The following is a 19644-nucleotide window of genomic DNA, read 5'->3' as shown; positions in this document are numbered from 1 at the left end:
AATACCGTCCGAGCTAGGGCACTGATGCTTACCGCTCGCCACGAGGTTTCCGTTTGAAAGCTGCCATCATCAAAAAATACCGCCTGATCATCAAGACCATGGGCTATGTGGGCTGGGCGCTGTTCTGGCTGCTGCTCTGGGATATCGCCGTCACCGTGGATTTCATGCTGTTCCTCAACAGCAAGATCAACCTGCCGCTGATGCCCCTCACGCTGCTCGGCTCGGCGCTGGTGGTGCTGATCAGTTTCCGCAACAGCAGCGCCTACAACCGCTGGTGGGAAGCGCGCACGCTGTGGGGGCGATGGTCAACAATTCCCGCAGCTTCGCCCGGCAGGTCCTGACGTTGCTGGATGACCCGGGCCACGAGATCAACCCGATAAAAGCGACCTTGCTGCGCCGTCACGTGGCCTATGTGAACTGCCTCGCGGCGCACCTGCGAGGCCAGCCGTGCCCGGATGAGATTCGGGCGTTTCTGCCGGCCGCAGAGTTCACCCGCAGCACCACCACCAATAACTTTGCCAACGACATCCTCAACGGTTCCGCGGCCCTGCTGGCCCAGGAATACAAGGCCGGGCGCCTCGACAGCATTCGCCTGGCGCGGCTGGAGTCGACCCTGGTGGACTTGTCCAACAGCCAGGGCGGCATGGAGCGTATCGCGAATACACCGCTGCCCTACCCTTACGTGTATTTCCCGCGGCTGTTTATTTCGCTGTTCTGCCTGATCGTGCCGGTGGGCCTGGTGGAATCCCTGGGCTGGTTCACCCCGCTGGCCTCCACGGTGGTGGGTTTTATGCTGTTGGCCATCGAACGCATCGGCACCGATCTGCAAAGCCCGTTTCGGGACAGCGAGCACCAGATTCAGATGGAAGCCCTGTGCGAAACCATCGAGAAAAACCTGCAGTCGATGCAGCGTGATTCCCTGGGCGGCGAGCGAATCAGTTGATCCTTACTGGGCCGTTAACAAAAAAAACCAGCCAATGGTGAATTATTCAGTGTCCGCATGTATCTGACCCATTAAGCGCATGCCACCAAAACAGTGGCATCGAAATGGACCTGCGGCTGAGTATTCCCATGAAATCACGCAAGAAAACCGTCAATCCGATTGGATTGGATGACATCACCATCGTCGACGACGCCAAGATGCGCAAGGCGATCACCGCCGCTGCGCTGGGCAATGCCATGGAATGGTTCGACTTCGGGGTGTATGGCTTTGTCGCCTATGTGCTGGGCAAGGTGTTCTTCCCCGAGGCGTCCCCCAGCGTACAGATGATCGCCGCCCTGGCGACCTTCTCGGTGCCCTTCCTGATCCGTCCGTTGGGCGGCCTGTTCTTCGGCCGACTGGGGGACAAATACGGCCGGCAAAAGGTCCTCGCGGCGACCATCGTGATCATGTCCCTGAGCACTTTCGCCATCGGGCTGATCCCCTCGTATGACTCGATCGGCATCTGGGCGCCGATCCTGTTGCTGCTGGCCAAGATGGCCCAGGGCTTCTCGGTGGGCGGCGAATACACCGGTGCCTCGATCTTCGTCGCCGAATACGCCCCGGACCGCAAGCGCGGTTTCCTCGGCAGTTGGCTGGACTTCGGCTCCATCGCCGGCTTCGTCCTCGGCGCGGGCGTGGTGGTGCTGATTTCTGCAGTGATCGGTGAAGAGGCGTTCCAGTCCTGGGGCTGGCGCCTGCCGTTCTTCCTCGCATTGCCGCTGGGCATGATCGGGCTCTACTTGCGGCATGCACTGGAAGAAACACCGGCCTTCCAACAGCATGTGGAACAACTCGAACAAGGCGATCGCGAAGGCTTGGCGGGTGGCCCGAAAGTGTCGTTCAAGGAGGTCGCCACCAAGCATTGGCGCAGCCTGATGACCTGTGTCGGCGTGGTAGTGGTGACCAACGTCACGTACTACATGCTGCTCACCTACATGCCGAGCTACCTGTCGCACAACCTGCACTACAGCGAAAACCATGGCGTGCTGATCATCATCGCGATCATGGTCGGCATGTTGTTCGTGCAGCCGATGATTGGCTTTGTCAGCGACAAGATCGGGCGCAAACCCTTCATTCTGTTCGGCAGCATTGCGCTGTTCTTCCTCGCCATTCCGGCGTTCATGCTGATCAACAGCGGCAAGCTCGGGCTGATTTTCTCGGGGCTGCTGATCATTGCGGTGGTGCTCAACTTCTTTATCGGCGTGATGGCGTCCACCCTGCCGGCGATGTTCCCCACGCACATCCGCTACAGCGCATTGGCCAGCGCCTTTAACATCTCGATCCTGGTGGCCGGCCTGACGCCGACCGCCATGGCCTGGCTGGTGGAGACCACCAACAACCTGTACATGCCGGCCTACTACCTGATGGTGTTCGCCGTGCTGGGGCTTTTCACCGCCCTGACCATGAAGGAAACCGCCAACAAACCCCTGCGCGGCGCGGCACCGGCGGCTTCGGATATCGAGGAAGCCAAGGAGCTGCTGCAGGAGCATGAAGACAATATCGAGCAGAAGATCGAAGACATCGACGCGCAAATCGCCGAGCTGGAAGCCAAGCGCGAAAACCTGGTGCAGCAGCATCCACGTATCAACTGACGCAACATATTTGGAAACGAATAGCGGGTGAACTAACGCGCAAGTAGCACGCTCCTTCCTTAAGCGCAGTCAGCGCGGCCCTGATGAACCGCATCAGGGCCGCTCAACGATAAGGAGCCGCCCGTGACCGTCACCCCCGCCCTCACCCGCCGCAGCGCGCCAGGCCCGCTTCACGCGACCTTGCTTGCCGGTACTGTCCCGCTGTTTCTCGGCGCCCTGCTGAGTGACATTGCCTACTACCAGACCTACCAGATCCAATGGAGCAACTTCGCCGCCTGGCTGATCGCCGGCGCCCTGCTGTTCTGCGGGCTGGCGGGGTTGTTTGCACTGGTCAACCTGCTGCGTGCCGACCGCAAGGCCGGGCGCCCCACGGTGTACTTCCTGCTGTTGCTGGTGACCTGGGCGCTGGGCCTGGTGAATGCCTTTGAGCATGCGAAGGATGCCTGGGCCGTGATGCCGTCGGGCCTGGTGCTGTCTGCCGTCGTGACCCTGCTGGCCTGCGTGACCACGTGGGTCGGGCTGACCAACCTGCGTTCGGGAGGTGACCAATGAAGCATTCCAGCATGCTGACCCTGTTAAGCATGGCGCTGTTGTTGAGTGCCTGCGGTGGCGAAGCCGACAGCACTCAAGCCCGCGGCCCCGACCCCAAGCTGCCGGAACCCCAGCGCGGCCTGTTGCCCAGCATGAAGATTGCTGAACCGGTCGCCTGGGGCGAGCAGAAACCCACGGTGCCCGAGGGTTTCAGCATCACGGCCATCGCCACCGACCTGCGAATCCCGCGCCAGACCCTGGTGCTGCCCAACGGCGACATCCTCGTCGCCGAAGGCCGCGGCGGCAGCGCGGCAAAGCTCAAGCCCAAGGACGTGATCGCCAGTGTGATCAAGGCCGAGGGCAACACCAAGGTCAAGGGCGGCAACCGCCTGACCCTGCTGCGCGATGCCGACGGTGACGGCACCTACGAGTTGAAAACCGTGTTCGCCGAAAACCTCAACGCGCCCTACGGCCTGGCCTTTGCCGACGGCAAGCTGTACGTGGCCAACCAGGACGCACTGGTGCGCTTCGACTATCAAGACGGCCAGACCAAAGCCAGCGGCCCGCCCACCACCGTCACCGAGCTGCCCGCCGCGATCAATCACCACTGGACCAAATCCCTGGCGATCAGCCCCGATGGCCGCTCGCTGTATGTGGGCATCGGCTCCAACAGCAACATCACCGAGCGCGGCATGGAAGTCGAGATTGACCGGGCGATGGTCTGGCAGATCGACGCCGCCACCGGTGCCCACAAGCCTTATGCAACCGGTTTGCGCAACCCGACGGCATTGACCATTCAACCGGGCTCCGGGCAGGTGTGGGCAGTGGTCAACGAGCGGGATGAACTGGGGCCGGACCTGGTGCCGGATTACCTGACCTCGGTGCGCGAAGGCGAATTCTACGGCTGGCCCTACAGCTATTGGGGCCAGAACGTCGACACCCGCGCCCAACCGCAGAACCCGGCCAAGGTCGCCGCCGCGATCAAGCCGGATTACAGCCTGGGTTCCCACGTCGCCGCGCTGGGCGTCGATTTTTCCATCCCGGCCATGGGCGAGAAATATGCCGACGGCGTCTTCGTCGGCGAGCACGGCAGCTGGAACCGGGACAATCCGGTGGGCTACAAGGTGATCTTCGTGCCGTTCAGCAATGGCCGGCCTGCCGGTGAGCCGCTGGACTTCGCCACGGGTTTCCGCGGGGACGATGGCAAGACTCGCGGGCGGCCGGTGGGGGTCACGGTTGATCCAAAGGGTGCGCTGATCATTGCCGATGACCTGGCCAACACGGTGTGGAGGGTGACGCGCAATAAATAAGGCCTGAAGCGGCCAACGTGGTTGCCTTCCCGTGGAGCGTGGCGGTACCTTCGCCGCACTCACGAACAGGAAGGTAACCGCAATGCCAGACACCACCGACAACGGCTTCTACGATCGCGCGGACGCGCACATCGAGCTGTCCAACGAACAGTTCAGGGCGTTCGCCGACCTGGGCAAAGTCAGCGCCTCGATGATGTTTGGCACCACACGCTTCAACGCCTGGGTCAGCGCACGCAGCTTTAAATCCGGCGAAGAAATGGCCCAGGCGCGTGAGGCGATGCTGAAGTATTTCTGTGATCAGTACCGGATGATGCTTGAGGATAATCTGGATGATCACATCAATAATTTCAGCCAGTACATGCTCGTCAAGGCACCTGAATAAGCTGGCTTTCTTTCCTCAAGGCGAGGTCAGCGTAATCAGATACTGCCCCGAGGTCACAGGCTTCCCTTGGCCATCCACCAACGCGTATTGCTGCTGGTAATAGCGGTCTCCCCGGCCGCTGTCGGCGACCAGCTTCACGTTCACGGCGCTGTGATCGAGGGCCGTGACCGAGCCCACCGGTGCCACGCTGCGCACGCTGATGGCACTGCCGCGTGCGGACGTCGGGCAGTTGTTGAGCGTCATCCCGTGGGCCACGGCGAGCGGTGTGCAAGACGCCTCGACGATGCTGCCGTGAAACGTGATGACACCCTGCCCTACGGAGCCTGCAGCCATGCAGGCACCGGACAGGCTGAACAACAGGCCAACATGGATTGCAGACATTCTCGTGATGCGCATGCCGATACTCCCTGGGTGATAAAGCCTATGCCCAGGGATATCGGCCGAGTGGCGGGTTATTTTAAGATTTGTCTGATGTTAGCAGCGGTTTTTCCACAGACTTTGGAAATATCAGTGCCCGCCAACTGCAGGCTTGCCGTGTGCCCTGTGCCCCGGCTTGAAGCCATGGAATCGCGCACGCCACACAATCGCGAAGCCCACCGCCAGCAGCGCCAACATCGCCCATGGGAAAGAAGCCACACCCCAGGTATCGAGCAACACTCCGCCGACCACACCACTTCCCGCAATCGCACTGTTCCAGGCCACCACGTTCAGCGACAGTGCCACATCAGCCCCGTCCCCGGCCGCGTCCGCCAATGCCGTTTGCAGCAACGTTGCAGCGCCGCCAAAACTCAGGCCCCACACCGCCACACCGAGGTAAATCACGCCCTGCACCTGCGCCAGAAAACCGAACGCCAGGCACGTCGCCGCAAAGGCCGCCAGGCTCACCAGCACCGTGTTGCGCAGCGCTGCATCCACCAATCTGGCGGTCATCCAAATCCCGACCAGCGCCGCCACACCAAACACCAACAGCACCAGGTCCACCCGGTCCACCAACCCCGCCGGGGCCACAAACGGGGCGATGTACGTGTAGAGAATGTTGTGGGCGAGCATCCAGGCAATCACCACCGCCAGCACCGGCCGCACGCCCGGCGTGGTCAGTACCTTGCGCAGGGCCATGCGCTGATGGGCCGACTGGCCGGGGTAGTCCGGCACCTTCACCAATACCCACACAATCAATACCAACGTCAGCGCCGACATGACGCCGAACGTCGTGCGCCAGCCCACCAGCCCGCCCAGCCAGGTGCCCAGCGGCACCCCGAGTGACAACGCAATCGGGGTTCCCACCATGGCCAGCGCCATGGCCTTGCCCTGTTGATGCGGCGCCACCATGCGCCGCGCATACCCGGCCAACAAACTCCACGCCAGCCCCGCCGCCATCCCGGCGAGGAACCGCGCCAGCAGTGTCAGCCCATAGTGGGACGACAGCGCGGTGATGGAATTGAACAGCAGAAAACCGACGATAGTCAGCAGCAGCACATTGCGTCTGCGCCAGCCGCGAGTAGCAATGGTCAACGGGATCACCGCCAGCACCGAGCCCAGCGCATAGGCGGTGACCATCTGCCCGGCCATGGACGCTGAAATCGACAGGCCGTCGCTGATCAGCGGCAACAGGCCCGCCGGCAGGGTTTCGGTGACGATGCAGATAAAGCCGGTCATGGCCAGGGCGAGCAAGGCGCCGATGGGCAAGCGGTCGGGGACGGCGTCTGCCGATAAGGTGGTTGAGGGGGTCACAGGGAAACTCCTTGAAGAAGAGGACTTAAATACCGATCGATATAAATGTTGGGCGCCCTACGCAGCGTTGTCAACGACTTATGTATCGACTAGTATTTATCTCATCACCCGAGAGGATTTCCACATGGCACAGATGGGCCGCCCCCGCACCTTCGACCGCGACCAGGCCGTGGAACAGGCCATGCACCTATTCTGGCAGCACGGTTACGACGCGACGTCCCTGAGCCAGTTGAAAGCCGGATTGGGCGGCGGCATCTCCGCGCCGAGTTTCTACGCGGCGTTCGGCTCCAAGGACGCGCTGTTCCAGGAGTGCGTGCAGCGTTATCTGGCGACCTTTGCCCAGGTCACCGAATGCCTGTGGGATAACAGCCTGCCGCCGCGCCAGGCCATCGAGACCGCGCTGCGCCAATCGGCGCGCATGCAGTGTGAAGACAGCCACCCCAAGGGCTGCATGGTGGCTTTGGGCGTGATGAGCGCGCCCTCCCCCGAGAGCGCGCAAGTGACCCATGCGCTGACCCATTCGCGGGAGCGCACCCGGGCGGGCATCGTGCATTGCGTGGAGCGCGGCATCAGTGCCGGCCAGTTGCCCGCCGAGACCAACGCCCGTGCCATGGCCACGGTCTACGACAGTTTTCTGCAGGGCGTCTCGATCCTCGCCCGGGATGGCGTGGAGGCCAGCGCCATCGACGCCGCAATCGGCCAGTTGATGCTGACCTGGGATGTGTCCGCCGCTACAGCGCCGCCCACTCGGTACGGTGCTCCAGCAGAAAGTCGACAAACGCCCGCACCCGATGGGGCACGTAGCGGCCGTGGGGATACAGCAAGGTAAACGGCCGCGAACGTCCGCCGTAAGGCTGCAACACCTCCACCAGGCTGCCGTTGGCCAACTCTTGCTCGACGATGAATTTGTAGGTCTGGAACAGCCCGGCGCCATGCTTGGCCAGGGTCACGCCACCCAGCACATCGTCGGAGCAGCTGTACCCGGCCTCACCGGCAAATTCCCGCTCCTTGCCATCGGCCTGGAACAACCAGGAAATGCGCCGCCCATTGCTCGGCAATTCGTACTGGATGCACTCATGGGCCGGCAAATCCTCCAGGGTCTGGGGCGTGCCGGCGCGCTGCAGATACGCCGGCGATGCAACCACCACCAGCTTGGCGTCTTCGAGCAAGCGCGCGATCAGCGTCGAGTCCGGCTGGGCGCGCACGCGGATGGCCAGGTCATAGCCTTCGGCGACAAAATCAATGTTGCGGTTGCTGATGTGAATATCCACGGTGACCTGCGGGTACAGCGCGCGAAATTTCGGCAGCAGCGGCAGGATGCGGTGATGGCCGTAAGTGGTCGGGATGCTGATGCGCAACAACCCGGAGGGCACCGACTGCGCGCCCATCATTTCCTGCTGGGCTTCCACCAGTTGCGTGAGGGCCTGGCGGCATTGCTCGAAAAACGTCCGGCCGCCATCGGTCAGGCGGATGCTGCGGGTGGTGCGCACAAACAGCCGGGAGCCCAGTCGCTCTTCCAGCCGAGAGATGCTGCGACTCACCGCCGCCGGGGTCACGCCCGCTATCTGGGCGGCCGCGGTAAAGCTGCTGGCCTCGGCGGCCAGGCAGAACAGCTCGATGCTGCCCAACTGCAAGTCTTCGAAATGGCGCTTCATGATTGATTACACCGGGTATCGACTTAAGGATTCACCCGCTCTATTTATCAGCACGAGCCGCATAAATATAGAGCGCGGCCCGCCCCGCACTTGCTTTCATTCCATGCACACCGCTAACCTTGCGAATAATTCTTATCCGCAGACACTCCCGCCATGTCCGCCAGCGACCTTCCCTTGAACCAGGCCGTCCATATGCTCTACGCCGAGCACCATGGCTGGCTGTTCGGCTGGCTGCGGAAAAAGCTCGGTTGCTCGCAAAACGCGGCGGACCTGTCCCATGACACCTTCGTGCGCATCCTCGCCTCCCGCGATGCCCTGGGCGGCATGCGCGAGCCTCGGGCGTTCCTCACGACCACGGCGCGCCACCTGATCATCGACCGCGCCCGCCGCCGCCAGATCGAGGACGCTTACCTGCGGGAACTGGCACTGACAATCGACCTGCTGGAAAGCTGCCAGCAATCGCCGGAACAGATCCTGCTGACCCTCGAAGCCCTGGAGCAGATTGCGTTCGTGCTCGACGGCCTGGCGCCGAATGCCCGGCAGGCGTTCCTCATGCATTTCCTGGAAGGGCTGCGCCAGGCTGACATCGCCAGCCGCCTGGGGATTTCCGAGCGCATGGTGCGCAAACACCTGATGAACGCCCTGGTGCACTGCCACCACGCGCTGGATGTTTGAGCCGATGCTTGACTCCCCGCAGAGCCTCGACGAGCAGGCCGCCAACTGGATAATGCGCCTGCACGACGGCAACCTCAGCGAGCGCGAGCGCCAGCAGTTCGAGCAGTGGAAAGCCCAGGACCCGCACCATGCTGCCGCAATCGAGCGCCTGCAAGGCTTCGTCGGCCGCTTGCAGGCATTGCGCCCGCAACACGCGCCGGTGCAGGCCGCGCTGGATGCGGCGTTGGTGAAACGTCGGCGCAACCCGGCCGGCAGAGTGGTGCTTGGGTTGATGCTCGCCCTGCCCCTGGCGTTGCTGCTGCGCAGTTATCCGCCGAGTTATTTACTGGCCGACCAGCGCACCGCGCCGGCCGAGTGGCAGCGAATCGACCTGGACGACGGCTCGCAGTTGATCCTCAGCGGCAACAGCGCCGTGGACCTGACCTTCAACCCGCAGCAACGCCAGGTGAAGCTGCTGCGCGGGGAGATCCTCGTACAGGTGGCCCACGACGCCACGCGGCCATTTATCGTGGTGACTGAGGACGGACAAATGCGCGCACTCGGTACCCGCTTCACGGTCAAGCGCGAGGCGCCCGGCACGCTGCTGACCCTGCTTGAATCGAAGGTCGCCGCCCAGGATGCCAACCATCACCCGGCCGTCGAGGTCAGCGCCGGTGAACAGGCGCGCATCACCCCGCAAGCGGTCACTCCGTTGGGCCATGTCGACACCCGGGCGACCAACGACGCCTGGCAGTACCACCAACTGGTGGTCCAGGACCGGCCGCTGCCGGAAGTGCTCGATGAACTCGCCCGCCAGTATGGCGGACACCTGCAGTTCGACCGCGAGCAACTGGCCGACCTGCGGGTGTCGGCGGTACTGCCGCTGGACGAGCCACGACGTGCACTGCAACTGATCAGCGATGCGTTCCCGGTGCGGGTGCGCTCGTTCAGCCCGCTGTGGTTGAAGATCGAGCGCGAAAAATAAACCGGCGCGCCGGGTTCCGCTTTTTTTAATCGCCCCGTCAAGGAAGAAAGCACCTCATCACAGGAACCTCTTCCATGCCGTCGGATTTCAGCGTTTCGCGCCACCCCACGCGTTCTTTCGTGCCCCTTGCCCTGGCGATCAACCTGGCGACGTTTTCCCTGTTGGGCCTTGGCATCAGCTCGCCGGCGGCGGCCCAGAGCGAGGTGCAGCGCTACGCCATTGCACCCGGTGCCCTGGGTCCGGCGCTGAATCTGTTCGCCCAGCAGGCGCGCGTGGCGTTGCTGTTCGATGCCCGCAGCGTGGCCGGTTTAAGCACCGCCGGGTTGCAAGGCGAGTTCGCCGTCAACCAGGGTTTTGTCCGGCTGCTGCAAGGCAGTGGTTTCCAGGCCGTGCAAGGTGCCAACGGGTTTGTGCTGACGCCGGTGAGCAACACATCGGGCTCACTGGAACTGGCGCCCACTTCCGTGACCGGGCTGACCGAAGAAGCCTCCACCGAACACGTCAAAGGCTACGTGGCCACCCGCAACCTGAGCGCCACCAAGACCGACACGCCGATCATCGAAACCCCGCAATCGCTGTCAGTGGTCACCAGCGACGAAATCCGTGATCGCCAATCGGAAACCCTGTCCCAGACCCTCGACCTGACGCCCGGTTTCACCAGCCAGCCCACCAGTTTCAACCGCACGTCGGACCGCTTTCGCATCCGGGGTTTCGACGTCGAGTCGGCCACCGGCGGATCGTTGCGAGACGGCCTGCGCCTGCAAAACAACTCCTACGACGGCGTGCAGGAACCCTATGGACTGGAACGCGCCGAAGTGATTCGCGGCGCGGCATCGGTGCTCTACGGCCAACTGTCGCCGGGCGGGCTGATCAACACCGTCAGCAAGCGCCCGAGCCAGACGCCGTACCACGAAGTGAACGTGCAGGCCGGGCAAAACAATCGCAAGCAATTGTCCGCCGACTTCACCGGCCCGCTGGGCGACAGCGAGACCTTGAGCTACCGCCTGACCCTGCTGGACCGCAAGAGCGACACCAGCGCCGACCACATCAACAACGACAAGGTCTACGTCGCCCCGGCCCTGATCTGGCGCCCGGATGACGACACCTCGCTGACCCTGTTGTCGTTCTACCAGAAGACCGAGACCCGCTTCTCGGCGCCACTGCCCTATCAGTTGGTAAAAGGCGTCGGCGACGGCAAGTTCCAGATTGGCCGTCACGACTTTATCGGCGACCCGAACTACGACGAAATGAACGGTGAGATGTCGGCGCTGGGCTACGAGTTCGAGCACCGGTTCGACGAGCACACCCGCCTCAGCAACAAGCTGCGTTATTACCAGTCGGAGGTGACCTGGCGCTACCTGCAAGTGAACGCCACGCCCGCCTTCATCGCCACGGCGCAAAACACCGGCATCCTGCGCCGCCAGTACAGCGACCGCGTCGAACGTTCCCGTGGCCTGGCCAGCGACACCAACCTCGAAAGCAAATGGCAATTCGGTGATTGGCAGCACACCTTCCTGCTGGGCTTCGACGGCTATGACACCAGTTACGACTCCCACAATTTCCGTGGCAATGCACCGTCGTTGAACCTGGCGAACTACGTCAACAACCAGCCGGTGGTGGTCAACCGCGCACCGAATACCGACCGGGGCTCGCAGATCGATGCCCTGCAAAAAGGCGTGTATTTCCAGGACCAGATCAGCTTCGACGAACACTGGATTGCCGTACTCGGTGGCCGCCACGACTGGGCCGACCAGGACACTGAACTGTTTCGCAACTCCGCTAAAACCAGCCAGAGCGACGAGGCCACCACCTGGCGTGCGGGGCTGGTGTACAAGGCTGACAACGGCCTGGCGCCCTACCTGAGCTACAGCGAGTCATTCTTTCCGGTGGCAGGCGTGGACAAGACAGGGCAAGCGTTTGTACCCACCGAAGGCAAGCAATACGAAATCGGCATTCGCTACCAACCCGAAGGCAGCGCCACCTTGCTGAGCGCCGCCGTGTATCAGTTGGTGCAAAAAAACGTACTGACCCAGGACCCCACCGATATCACCTATTCGGTACAAACCGGCGAGGTGCGTTCCCGTGGGCTGGAGCTGGAGGCCAAGACCGAAGTCACGCCGAACCTCAGCCTGATCGGCTCTTACGCCTACATCGACGCCCGCATTACCAAAAGCAATATCGCCAGCGAAATCGGCCAGCGCAGCGAAGACACGCCCTACCACCAGGCTGCCCTCTGGGCCGATTACCGCCTGGCAGAACTCGGCTTGCCGCAACTGCGCCTCGGCGGCGGAGCGCGCTATAAAGGCACCACCCAAGCCTCCAGCGTGCCGTCAGAGATGCCCGCGTATACGCTGTATGACGCCCGCGCCAGCTACGAGATCGACCCGCATTGGGAAGTTGCGCTCAACGCCAATAACGTCACCAACAAACGCTACACCTACTGCGAGTTCGCGATTTGCCGGTATGGCGATGAGCGCCAGTTGGTCAGTTCGGTGACGTATCGTTGGTGAGTGTGAGGCGTCCGGCGATCTTCGCCACCCGCTCGCCGTAGAGCAGCGCGGTCTTCATGTCGCCGTCGGGAATCCCGGAGGCGTCCGCATCCGCCGGGGCCTGTACGATCAGGCCCACCGAGCCGCCCAGGTTGTTGACGTCGTTACGGGTGGCGGCCACGGTGTTGGCCGGCAGCAGGCCCAGGCTGACCCAGATGCCGCCGTGTTGGGAAGCCAGGGTTTGCAGGCCGATCAGCGTGACCTGTTTGTCACCGCTGAAGCTGGCGCTCACGGTAAAGCCGCCAAACACCTTGTCTTGCCAGCCCCGGGTAAACCAGTACTTGGCGGTGGCGTCCGAGAACTTCTTGAACTGCCAGGCGCTGGAGCCCATGTAGGTGGGCGTGCCGAAGATGATCCCGTCGGCGGCGCTCAACAGTTCCCAGCCGTCTTCGGGAATATTTCCCTGTTCGTCCACTTCCAGCAGCCGCGCGCCTGCGCCTTCAGCCACGGTCTCGGCGACGCGGCGGGTATGGCCGTAGCCAGAGAAAAACACCACTACTGTGTTGGTCATGCGCAGCTGTCCTGTCAGGATTTTTGAGTAACCATACTGACCAGTCGGTTTGACTCTCGTCAAGAGGTGACCCTAGACTCTTTTTCAACTGTTTTCGAAAAGGCGGGCATAACGATGGGGCGACCTTCACGCAAGGACGAGCTGCTGGCAGCAGGCATTGCGGTGTTACATCGCCAGGGCTATGCCGGTTCCTCGGTGGACGCCATCGTGGAAGAGGCCGGCATGCAGAAAGGCTCGTTCTTCGGGCATTTCGGTTCCAAGGAAGCCTTTGCCAGCGAAGCCCTCAAGGGCTATTTCAACGGCTGGACCGCCAATGCCGAAGCCATCCTGGCCAACACCGAACTGAATAACCTGGGCAAGCTTGAGGCCCTGGTGCGGATTTCTACGCCCGGGGACTGCGAGAATTACGGCTATGGCTGCCTGATCGGCAACCTGGCCGCCGAGATGAGCATGCGCCACGACGACGTGCGCAACACCCTGGTGGATATCCTTGCCGAGTGGGCCAGGCCATTTGCACAACTGGTGCGCGAGGGCGTGGCCAGCGGGGAGTTTCGCGCCGGGCTGGAGCCCGAGGCCACGGCGCGCTTCTTGATCAATGCGCTGCAGGGCAGCGTCCTGCGCGGCAAGGTGGACCGCACCACCGAACCCTACGAGGATTTCCTCTCACTGGCCTCCACGTTACTGCTGGCGGATGTGTGAAAGCAGCGCCGCACTCAGCGATTCAGGGTGGCCATGTAGCGGACGCTCAGGCCGTGGGCGTTGAGTCCGGGGTCCAGGTCATTGACCACGGCGTAGCGTTGCATCAACTGCGCGCCTGCCGAATGGCTGACCATGATGATTTCCTTGAGGGCCGGGAATCGCTGGCGGTCGGAAAGGTAGTGCACCACATCGTCGAGCACCTGATAGGCGGGGATGCCCTTGTGGCCGTATTGCGATTCGATGCCTTGCACCCACTGATCCCGGGGCCACAGGGGCATGTCGTCGCTGGCGCCTGCATCCTCCGGGGTGAGGAAGTCGGGGGCCAGCAACAGCGTGCGTTCGCCGGAGAACTCGGCGGCGCCCGCCAGTCTGGTGTGTTCGTCGCGGATGATCACCACGGCGCGCTCGACGGATTTGGGCGGGTTGTAGAGATCGGCGTTGGCGTAGAGCAGGAACGGGTAGGCCTGGGCGTCATGGCCCAGGCGCAGGACCTGGCGAGCATCAGTGTCGTGCCTGGCGTTGGCCCCGGCCTGGAGGTCGACGCTGGTGCAACTGGCTCCCACCGTCATCCAGGCGAAGGAGATCAGCACAGTGGCGAAGGTGCTGCTGCACTTCATGTCGGCAGTTCTCGTGTTTTTCAGAAGCCTATCAGCGCGGTTGCCCCCTGAAAAATATCCAGATAATGCGACTTGAATACTTTAAACATATGACGCTCAACTCCTGGCCTGGCTGAGGCGTTCACAGAACCGTTCCCACACCTCAGGGTTCAGCAGGTGCGCCGGACGCTCGCCCCGAAGCATCGCGGCGATCTGTTGCGCCGATGACCTCGCCACATTGCGCCGCCCGCCGTGGGTGACGCCCGCCGTGTGGAAGGTGGCGACCACATTGGGCAGCGTCATCAGGGGCGCGTCCTGCGCCGGCGGCTCGCAGGCCCACACGTCGAGGCCGGCGCCGCCGAGGTGGCCGTTATTCAAGGCCTGGAACAACGCCGCTTCGTCATGAATGCCGCCCCGGGCGGTGGAGACAAACACTGCGCCCGGCTTCATCGCCGCGAACTGCTCGGCCCCCATCAGGTGGTGAGTCGTGGCGTTCAACGGGCAGTGCAACGACACGTAGTCACTGCGCCCCAGCAACGCCTCCAGGGTCACCGGCTGTGCGCCCCGCTCGCGGATTTGTTCAGCGCTCAGGTACGGATCGTACGCCAGCACCTCCAGGCCAAAACCCTGGGCGATGCGCGCCGTGCGCCGGCCGATTTCACCGAGGCCGATCAGCCCGAGGGTGTTGCCGTGGATCTCTTCGCCCATCAGGTCTTCACGGCTGAAACCGCGTTCATGGCGCAGTTTGTTGTCGGACTCGACGATGCGCTTGACCACCGCCAGCAGCAAACCGAAGGTGTGCTCCGCCACCGAAAACGCATTGGCGCCCGCCTGGTTCACCACCGCGATGCCTGCACGGGTGCAGGCATCGACGTCCACCGTATCAAAGCCCGCGCCACCGGAAGACACGCAGAGCAGATCAGGGCACTGCGCGATCAACGCCTCGTTGACGAACCACGCCCGGGGCAGCTCGTCCTTGGCCGCCGACACATGGTAGGCATGGGCCCGGCTCAGGGCTGCCAGGGTGCGCGGATCCTCGCCCTGATGAGCCAGCACCTGCAGCGCCAGGTTGGCCTCGCTGGAAACTAGTTCGTCAAACACGGGGCTGATCCATAAATCGAGCCGACAAACCTGCATGACGCGCGACGAATCGTTCATCCGGGATCCTTCAAAAAAAGTGAGTGGTTCAGGGTTTGGCGTGAGCCAGGGGCGATGCCAAGGGCTCGCGGTGATCCTGCGCACGCGCAGCGGGCCGTGGTTCGATCATGGTCAGCACGCTGGCGAAGGTGATCAGCGAACACACACCCAGGAAGCCGAACACGTAGTCCCAACTGAAGCTGTCCAGCAGCAGGCCGACCACGAACGGCGCGAAGGCCCCGCCCAGCGAGCCGCCGGTATTGACGATGGAGGCGGCAAACGGCACCCGGTCCTTGGTCGCCAGGCCCATGGGGTACACGAGGAAGGTCGAGAAACCGATATTCAGCAACACGCCCGCCAGCAGGAATACTGCCGCCAGCAACGCCGGATCGCTCGGTGAATGCAGCAGCACAAACATCATCACCACCGTGGCCAGCGAACTGATCAGCATGGCCGGCTTGCGGCGCTTGTCGAAGACCCGGTCCGACAGCCAGCCACCCAGCAGGTTGCCGATCACCGCGCCCACCCAAGGGGCCGACGCCACCGCGCCCATGGTGATCACCGAAAACTGTTTGACGGTGATCAGGTAGGTCGGGATCCAGGTCATGATCGAATAGGTAATGCCCACCATCATGAAATAGCCGAACGCACAGGCCCACACATTCCACGACGCCAGGATGCTTTTGTTGTCGGCCAGGGGTTTGACGTCGCGGCTGCGAATCAGCCTGTCGACCCATGCCGGCATGCGCACCATGGGCCTGGCCACCACCTGCCCGTGCACCTCGGTGCCCTGGATATGCCGCACTTCGCTGGGCGATACATACGGGCTGTCCGCCGGGTCATCCTTGACCAGCCACCACCACAGCAGCGCGACAAAGAACCCCGGCACGGCAAAGAAGTAGAACACCTCGCGCCAGCCATACAGGTGCACGATCCAGGCACACAACGGCGGTACAAAGGCCGGCGCGAACTTGATCGAGGACATGAAAATACCGGTGGCCAGGCCCTTCTCGCTCGGCGGAAACCACCGGTTGATGATCGACACGATCCCGATATTGATCGGCCCTTCCGCCGCCCCCAACAACGCCCGCGCCAGCTTCAGTTGCAGCACGCTGCCGGTGAAGCCGATCAAGAGCGTGGCCAGTGAGGTCAGCACCAGGGAGCCGGTGAGCAGCTTGCGGATGCCGTACTTGCCGAACAGGTAGCCCGCGGGAATCTGCACGATGGCGTAGGTCAGGTAAAACAGGCTGGCCAGGGCACCGATGTCGGTGTTGCTGAGGTGGTATTCCTGCTTGATGAAAGGCACCACCACGCCGATGTTCGCGCGGTCGGCGCCGGCAACCATATAGGCCAGGAAAAACAGGGCCGCCACAACCCAGCGAAAGCCGCTGGCAGGCTTCGAATCCGCGTTCATTTCTTCACCGATTTTATTGGATTTATGGTCGGTAACTTCGTGAAGGGTCATTCACGCCAGTAGGCCGTGAGCCAAATAGTGCCGAGGAAATTTAAGTAGACATAGGGATATTCCGTGAACTAAAAATATTCCAAAACCAGATGAGACAACACCTATGGCCACCTTCAAACAGCTGGAAGCATTGATTGCCGTGGTCGATCACGGCACCTTCGAGGGTGCTGCCACGCGCCTGGGGCTGGTGCAGTCGGCGATCACCCGGCAGGTCCAGGAACTGGAGCACTGGCTGGGTTTCGCGCTGTTCGACCGCAGCGGGCGCAGCGCCAAACCGACCCTGATGGCCGCCGAAGTCGTGACCCATGCCCGGCAGGTGCTGCTGCAACGCGACATCGTCAGCAGTTGCCTGATCAGCCCCGAGGTGTTGAGCCGCAAACTGCGCATCGGCATTACCGAACTGAGCGCCCTGACCTGGCTGCCGCGCCTGATCAAGGCAATTTCGACCCACTATCCCAAGGTCCGCATCGAGCCGGAAGTGGAGCTCAGCGTGCGCCTGCACGGGTTGCTGATGGCGGGCCAGGTGGACGTGATCGTGGTGCCGGATGCCTTCAGCTCGAACGGCCTGGTCAAGGTTGCGCTGGATGCGGTGCACAACAGCTGGTTCTGCGCCCCGGGCCTGCTCGACCACCAGCGGCCGCTGGCCCTGGAAGACCTGACCCGCTACACCCTGCTCACCCAGGGCAAGCTCTCAGGCTCAGGGTTGCTGGTAGACCGCTGGCTCGCCACCCGGCACGCCAGCCCCCAGGCGCATATTCCCTGCAGCAGCCTGGCCGCGCTGGTCGGCCTGACCGTCTCGGGGCTCGGCGTCACCTACCTGCCCGACTCCACCGCCGCACCCTACCTGGCGAGTGGGCAACTGGTGCGGCTGTGTGTCGAGCCGCCGCTGCCGTCGACACCCTATGTGGCGCTCGCCCGGGCCGACAGCTACAGCCCGTTCCAGCGGCATGTCATCGAGTTGATCCGGACCCATTGCGACCTGCACCACCCCTATCAGCGGGAGGGCCTTGAGCATGATTAACCTCAAGCAGATTGAAGCGTTCTACTGGACCTTGAAACTCGGCACCTTGCAGCGTGCGGCCACGCAGTTGTTCCTCACCCAATCGGCGGTCACCAAGCGTTTGCAGGAGTTGGAAAAGCAGGCGTGCCTGCCGCTGTTCGAAGGCGCGGGGCCCAAGGCGCACTTGAGTGCCAAAGGCGCCGAACTGCTGGAGGCCTGTGAAGGTTTGATCGACAGCCTCGCCAGGCTTGACGGGCTGCGCGGAGCATCGCGGCACGCCCTGCGCACAGTGCGCATGGGGCTCACGGAACTGGTGACGGTGACCTGGTTTTCGGACTTTGCGGCGCGGGTGAAAGCAGTTCATCCGGAGGTGGCCTTGCACCCGGATGTTGACCTTTCGGCGTCGCTGCAACGGAAGTTGCTGGATGGCGAGCTGGACCTGGTGGTGATCCCGCAGGACTACGTGACGCCGGCAATGGCGGCGATCGATTTGCAATCCGTCGAATTCACCTGGTTGGCACCGGCGGGCCTGGCGTTGCATGCGCGCTCGCTGTCCCTCAAGGAACTCGCGCAGTGGCCCGTTATTGTCCAGGGCGCGCACTCGGGGATCACCCAGCGTTGCGAGCAGTTGTTTGCCCGGGCGGGGATCGAGTTCAACCGCGTGTATGGCAGCAACAGCCTGTTCGCGCTGGTGGCGTTGATCCGCGCCGGGGTCGGGGTCAGTTGCTTACCCCGAGGGCTGTTTGGTGATGAGGTCCGGCGTGGCGAACTCCAGGAAATGCTCCTGGATACCCCGCCCGAGCCGGTCAACTATCAACTGGCCTTCCTCAAGCATGGCCACCTCGGCCTGACTGCCTCCCTGGCAGAGCTGGCCAGCCAGTGCGCGGCGGCTCATACAAACCGCTGAAGCAACAGCCGGGAAAAATCGCAGCATCGGCGGGCCAGTTGCGCAACGTTGCGGTTCAAACCGAGCTGGCGGTCCGAGCGGTGCAGGGCCACATAACGGATGCTCGGCAAGGCCGGTTCGGTGACCAATACCCGCAATGCCCCCGCCTCTACCAGGTGTGAAAGGCAGGCCGTGGGCAGGTAGCTCACGCCCACGCCTGACAGGGTCAGGCCCACCTGAACCAGCAGGTTATGGCTGGTCAGGGTGCGGGGCAGCTGCACCTCGTGGGCCGCCAGCCAACGCTCGTAGGTCAAGCCGGTGCCCGACTGCGAGCCCTGGGTCAGCACGGTGTAGTCCGCCAGCACCCCGAGGCTGACCGGGTCGTTGTCAGGGATCAGCCCGGGCACGCACATCCAGGCATTCTCCACACTGCCCAGCGGCGTACTCAGGAACCGCGAATCACTGTAGGCATCGGGCACGATGACCAGGTCCAGTTGATCACTTTCCAGTTTGCGAAACAGCTCGCTGCTCAACTCCACCGACGGCTCGATCTGCACCTTGGGATAAGCCTCGCGCAGCGCTTCGACCAGGGCGGGCAACCAGGTCAATGCGGTCAGCTCGGTGACCCCCAGGCGAAACCTGCGCACCAGCACTTCCCGGGCGCTGACCCGCTCCAGCAGGTAGTCACGGCGCTCCAGCAGGTCCTTGCCGTAGTCGAGCAGCTCGGCGCCTTTTTCGGTCAACCGCGCATTGCGCTTGCTGCGGTCGAAGACCTGCACATCGAAGGTTTCTTCCAGCTCCTGGATGCGCTTGGAAATCGCCGACTGCGACATATTCAGCTTGTTCGCCGCGGCCTCGAAACTGCCCAACTCGGCAATCCAGTACAACGCGTCGATTTGCTTGAACGTGATCATCGGCCACCTCCCATGAGAAAAAGCGATCCTATCAGATAATAAAATATCGCTAAAACTGTATGTTC

The 19644-nt window shown here is 62.8% G+C and carries 19 protein-coding genes and 1 pseudogene; 12 read left to right on the top strand and 8 right to left on the bottom strand.

All coding sequences use genetic code 11. The annotated features are described in order from the left end of the window. Window positions 1–53 precede the first annotated feature (53 nt). The 5 genes and pseudogenes from JFV30_RS06735 (at window position 54) to JFV30_RS06715 (ending at window position 4797) form a co-directional block, all read left to right on the top strand. Window positions 54–943 (top strand): annotated as a pseudogene (locus JFV30_RS06735) (bestrophin family protein). A gap of 128 nt (window positions 944–1071) precedes the next feature. Next, entirely contained in the window at window positions 1072–2574 is a 1503-nt protein-coding gene (proP, locus tag JFV30_RS06730; protein ID WP_201122627.1) for a glycine betaine/L-proline transporter ProP, read from the top strand. Between the two features lie 123 nt (window positions 2575–2697). Beyond that, the gene (locus JFV30_RS06725; RefSeq protein ID WP_201122625.1) at window positions 2698–3126 is read left to right on the top strand and encodes a DUF2231 domain-containing protein; all 429 of its coding nucleotides are present in this window, start codon (window positions 2698–2700) and stop codon (window positions 3124–3126) included. Then, window positions 3123–4415 carry a PQQ-dependent sugar dehydrogenase gene (locus JFV30_RS06720; RefSeq protein WP_201122623.1) on the top strand — a complete coding sequence of 431 codons (1293 nt, stop codon included), beginning with the start codon at window positions 3123–3125 and terminating at the stop codon, window positions 4413–4415. The genes JFV30_RS06725 and JFV30_RS06720 overlap by 4 nt, the downstream gene beginning before the upstream one ends. A gap of 82 nt (window positions 4416–4497) precedes the next feature. Then, window positions 4498–4797 (top strand): DUF3144 domain-containing protein, encoded by a 300-nt coding sequence (locus tag JFV30_RS06715; RefSeq protein WP_010175907.1) that lies wholly within the window; start codon window positions 4498–4500, stop codon window positions 4795–4797. A 15-nt stretch (window positions 4798–4812) separates the two neighbouring features. Here JFV30_RS06715 and JFV30_RS06710 read toward each other — a convergent pair whose 3' ends face one another. Then, window positions 4813–5193 (bottom strand): type 1 fimbrial protein, encoded by a 381-nt coding sequence (locus JFV30_RS06710; RefSeq protein ID WP_201122621.1) that lies wholly within the window; start codon window positions 5191–5193, stop codon window positions 4813–4815. Between the two features lie 111 nt (window positions 5194–5304). Next, window positions 5305–6528 (bottom strand): MFS transporter, encoded by a 1224-nt coding sequence (locus tag JFV30_RS06705; protein ID WP_201122619.1) that lies wholly within the window; start codon window positions 6526–6528, stop codon window positions 5305–5307. Window positions 6529–6652: 124 nt separating this feature from the next. Between JFV30_RS06705 and JFV30_RS06700 the strand changes: the two genes are divergently transcribed. Continuing rightward, on the top strand, window positions 6653–7357 hold the full coding sequence (locus tag JFV30_RS06700; RefSeq protein ID WP_201122617.1) for a TetR/AcrR family transcriptional regulator: 705 nt from the start codon (window positions 6653–6655) through the stop codon (window positions 7355–7357). Here JFV30_RS06700 and JFV30_RS06695 read toward each other — a convergent pair. Next, window positions 7260–8183, bottom strand: coding sequence for a LysR family transcriptional regulator (locus JFV30_RS06695; protein WP_201122615.1), 924 nt, complete (start codon window positions 8181–8183; stop codon window positions 7260–7262). The two genes, JFV30_RS06700 and JFV30_RS06695, sit on opposite strands and share 98 nt — an antisense overlap. 153 nt (window positions 8184–8336) lie before the next feature. On the opposite strand from JFV30_RS06695, the gene JFV30_RS06690 reads away from it, so the two are divergent. The 3 genes from JFV30_RS06690 (at window position 8337) to JFV30_RS06680 (ending at window position 12332) form a co-directional block, all read left to right on the top strand. Then, a complete protein-coding gene (locus tag JFV30_RS06690) occupies window positions 8337–8858 on the top strand; it encodes a sigma-70 family RNA polymerase sigma factor (RefSeq protein WP_201122613.1) in 522 nt (173 codons plus the stop codon). 4 nt (window positions 8859–8862) lie between these two features. Continuing rightward, a complete protein-coding gene (locus JFV30_RS06685; RefSeq protein WP_201122611.1) occupies window positions 8863–9822 on the top strand; it encodes a FecR family protein in 960 nt (319 codons plus the stop codon). Window positions 9823–9896: 74 nt separating this feature from the next. Further along, the gene (locus JFV30_RS06680; RefSeq protein ID WP_201122609.1) at window positions 9897–12332 is read left to right on the top strand and encodes a TonB-dependent siderophore receptor; all 2436 of its coding nucleotides are present in this window, start codon (window positions 9897–9899) and stop codon (window positions 12330–12332) included. On the opposite strand, the gene JFV30_RS06675 is transcribed toward JFV30_RS06680, so the two are convergent. Further along, on the bottom strand, window positions 12307–12882 hold the full coding sequence (locus tag JFV30_RS06675) for a flavodoxin family protein (protein ID WP_201122607.1): 576 nt from the start codon (window positions 12880–12882) through the stop codon (window positions 12307–12309). The two genes, JFV30_RS06680 and JFV30_RS06675, sit on opposite strands and share 26 nt — an antisense overlap. A 114-nt stretch (window positions 12883–12996) precedes the next feature. Between JFV30_RS06675 and JFV30_RS06670 the strand changes: the two genes are divergently transcribed. Beyond that, window positions 12997–13581 (top strand): TetR/AcrR family transcriptional regulator, encoded by a 585-nt coding sequence (locus JFV30_RS06670; RefSeq protein ID WP_201122604.1) that lies wholly within the window; start codon window positions 12997–12999, stop codon window positions 13579–13581. A gap of 14 nt (window positions 13582–13595) precedes the next feature. Here JFV30_RS06670 and JFV30_RS06665 read toward each other — a convergent pair whose 3' ends face one another. The 3 genes from JFV30_RS06665 to JFV30_RS06655 form a co-directional block, all read right to left on the bottom strand. Continuing rightward, window positions 13596–14198, bottom strand: coding sequence for a hypothetical protein (locus JFV30_RS06665; RefSeq protein ID WP_242487029.1), 603 nt, complete (start codon window positions 14196–14198; stop codon window positions 13596–13598). Between the two features lie 96 nt (window positions 14199–14294). Then, the gene (locus JFV30_RS06660) at window positions 14295–15335 is read right to left on the bottom strand and encodes a hydroxyacid dehydrogenase (RefSeq protein WP_201122602.1); all 1041 of its coding nucleotides are present in this window, start codon (window positions 15333–15335) and stop codon (window positions 14295–14297) included. A 28-nt stretch (window positions 15336–15363) separates the two neighbouring features. Next, window positions 15364–16728 carry an MFS transporter gene (locus JFV30_RS06655; RefSeq protein WP_201122600.1) on the bottom strand — a complete coding sequence of 455 codons (1365 nt, stop codon included), beginning with the start codon at window positions 16726–16728 and terminating at the stop codon, window positions 15364–15366. 154 nt (window positions 16729–16882) lie between these two features. Here JFV30_RS06655 and JFV30_RS06650 point away from each other — a divergent pair, with 154 nt between their 5' ends. Next, window positions 16883–17800, top strand: a complete 918-nt coding sequence (locus JFV30_RS06650) for a LysR family transcriptional regulator (protein ID WP_201122598.1) — start codon at window positions 16883–16885, stop codon at window positions 17798–17800. Next, entirely contained in the window at window positions 17793–18686 is an 894-nt protein-coding gene (locus JFV30_RS06645; RefSeq protein ID WP_201122596.1) for a LysR family transcriptional regulator, read from the top strand. Before JFV30_RS06650 ends, JFV30_RS06645 begins: the two co-directional genes overlap by 8 nt. On the opposite strand, the gene JFV30_RS06640 is transcribed toward JFV30_RS06645, so the two are convergent. After that, window positions 18671–19579 carry a LysR family transcriptional regulator gene (locus tag JFV30_RS06640; protein ID WP_010175927.1) on the bottom strand — a complete coding sequence of 303 codons (909 nt, stop codon included), beginning with the start codon at window positions 19577–19579 and terminating at the stop codon, window positions 18671–18673. The two genes, JFV30_RS06645 and JFV30_RS06640, sit on opposite strands and share 16 nt — an antisense overlap. Window positions 19580–19644: the final 65 nt, after the last annotated feature.

Origin of the sequence: Pseudomonas sp. TH32 (genome assembly GCF_016650855.1) — a bacterium.
Lineage (GTDB): Bacteria > Pseudomonadota > Gammaproteobacteria > Pseudomonadales > Pseudomonadaceae > Aquipseudomonas.
The sequence above is the reverse complement of the archived record's forward strand: the minus strand, read 5'-3'. Positions and strand labels throughout refer to the sequence as shown.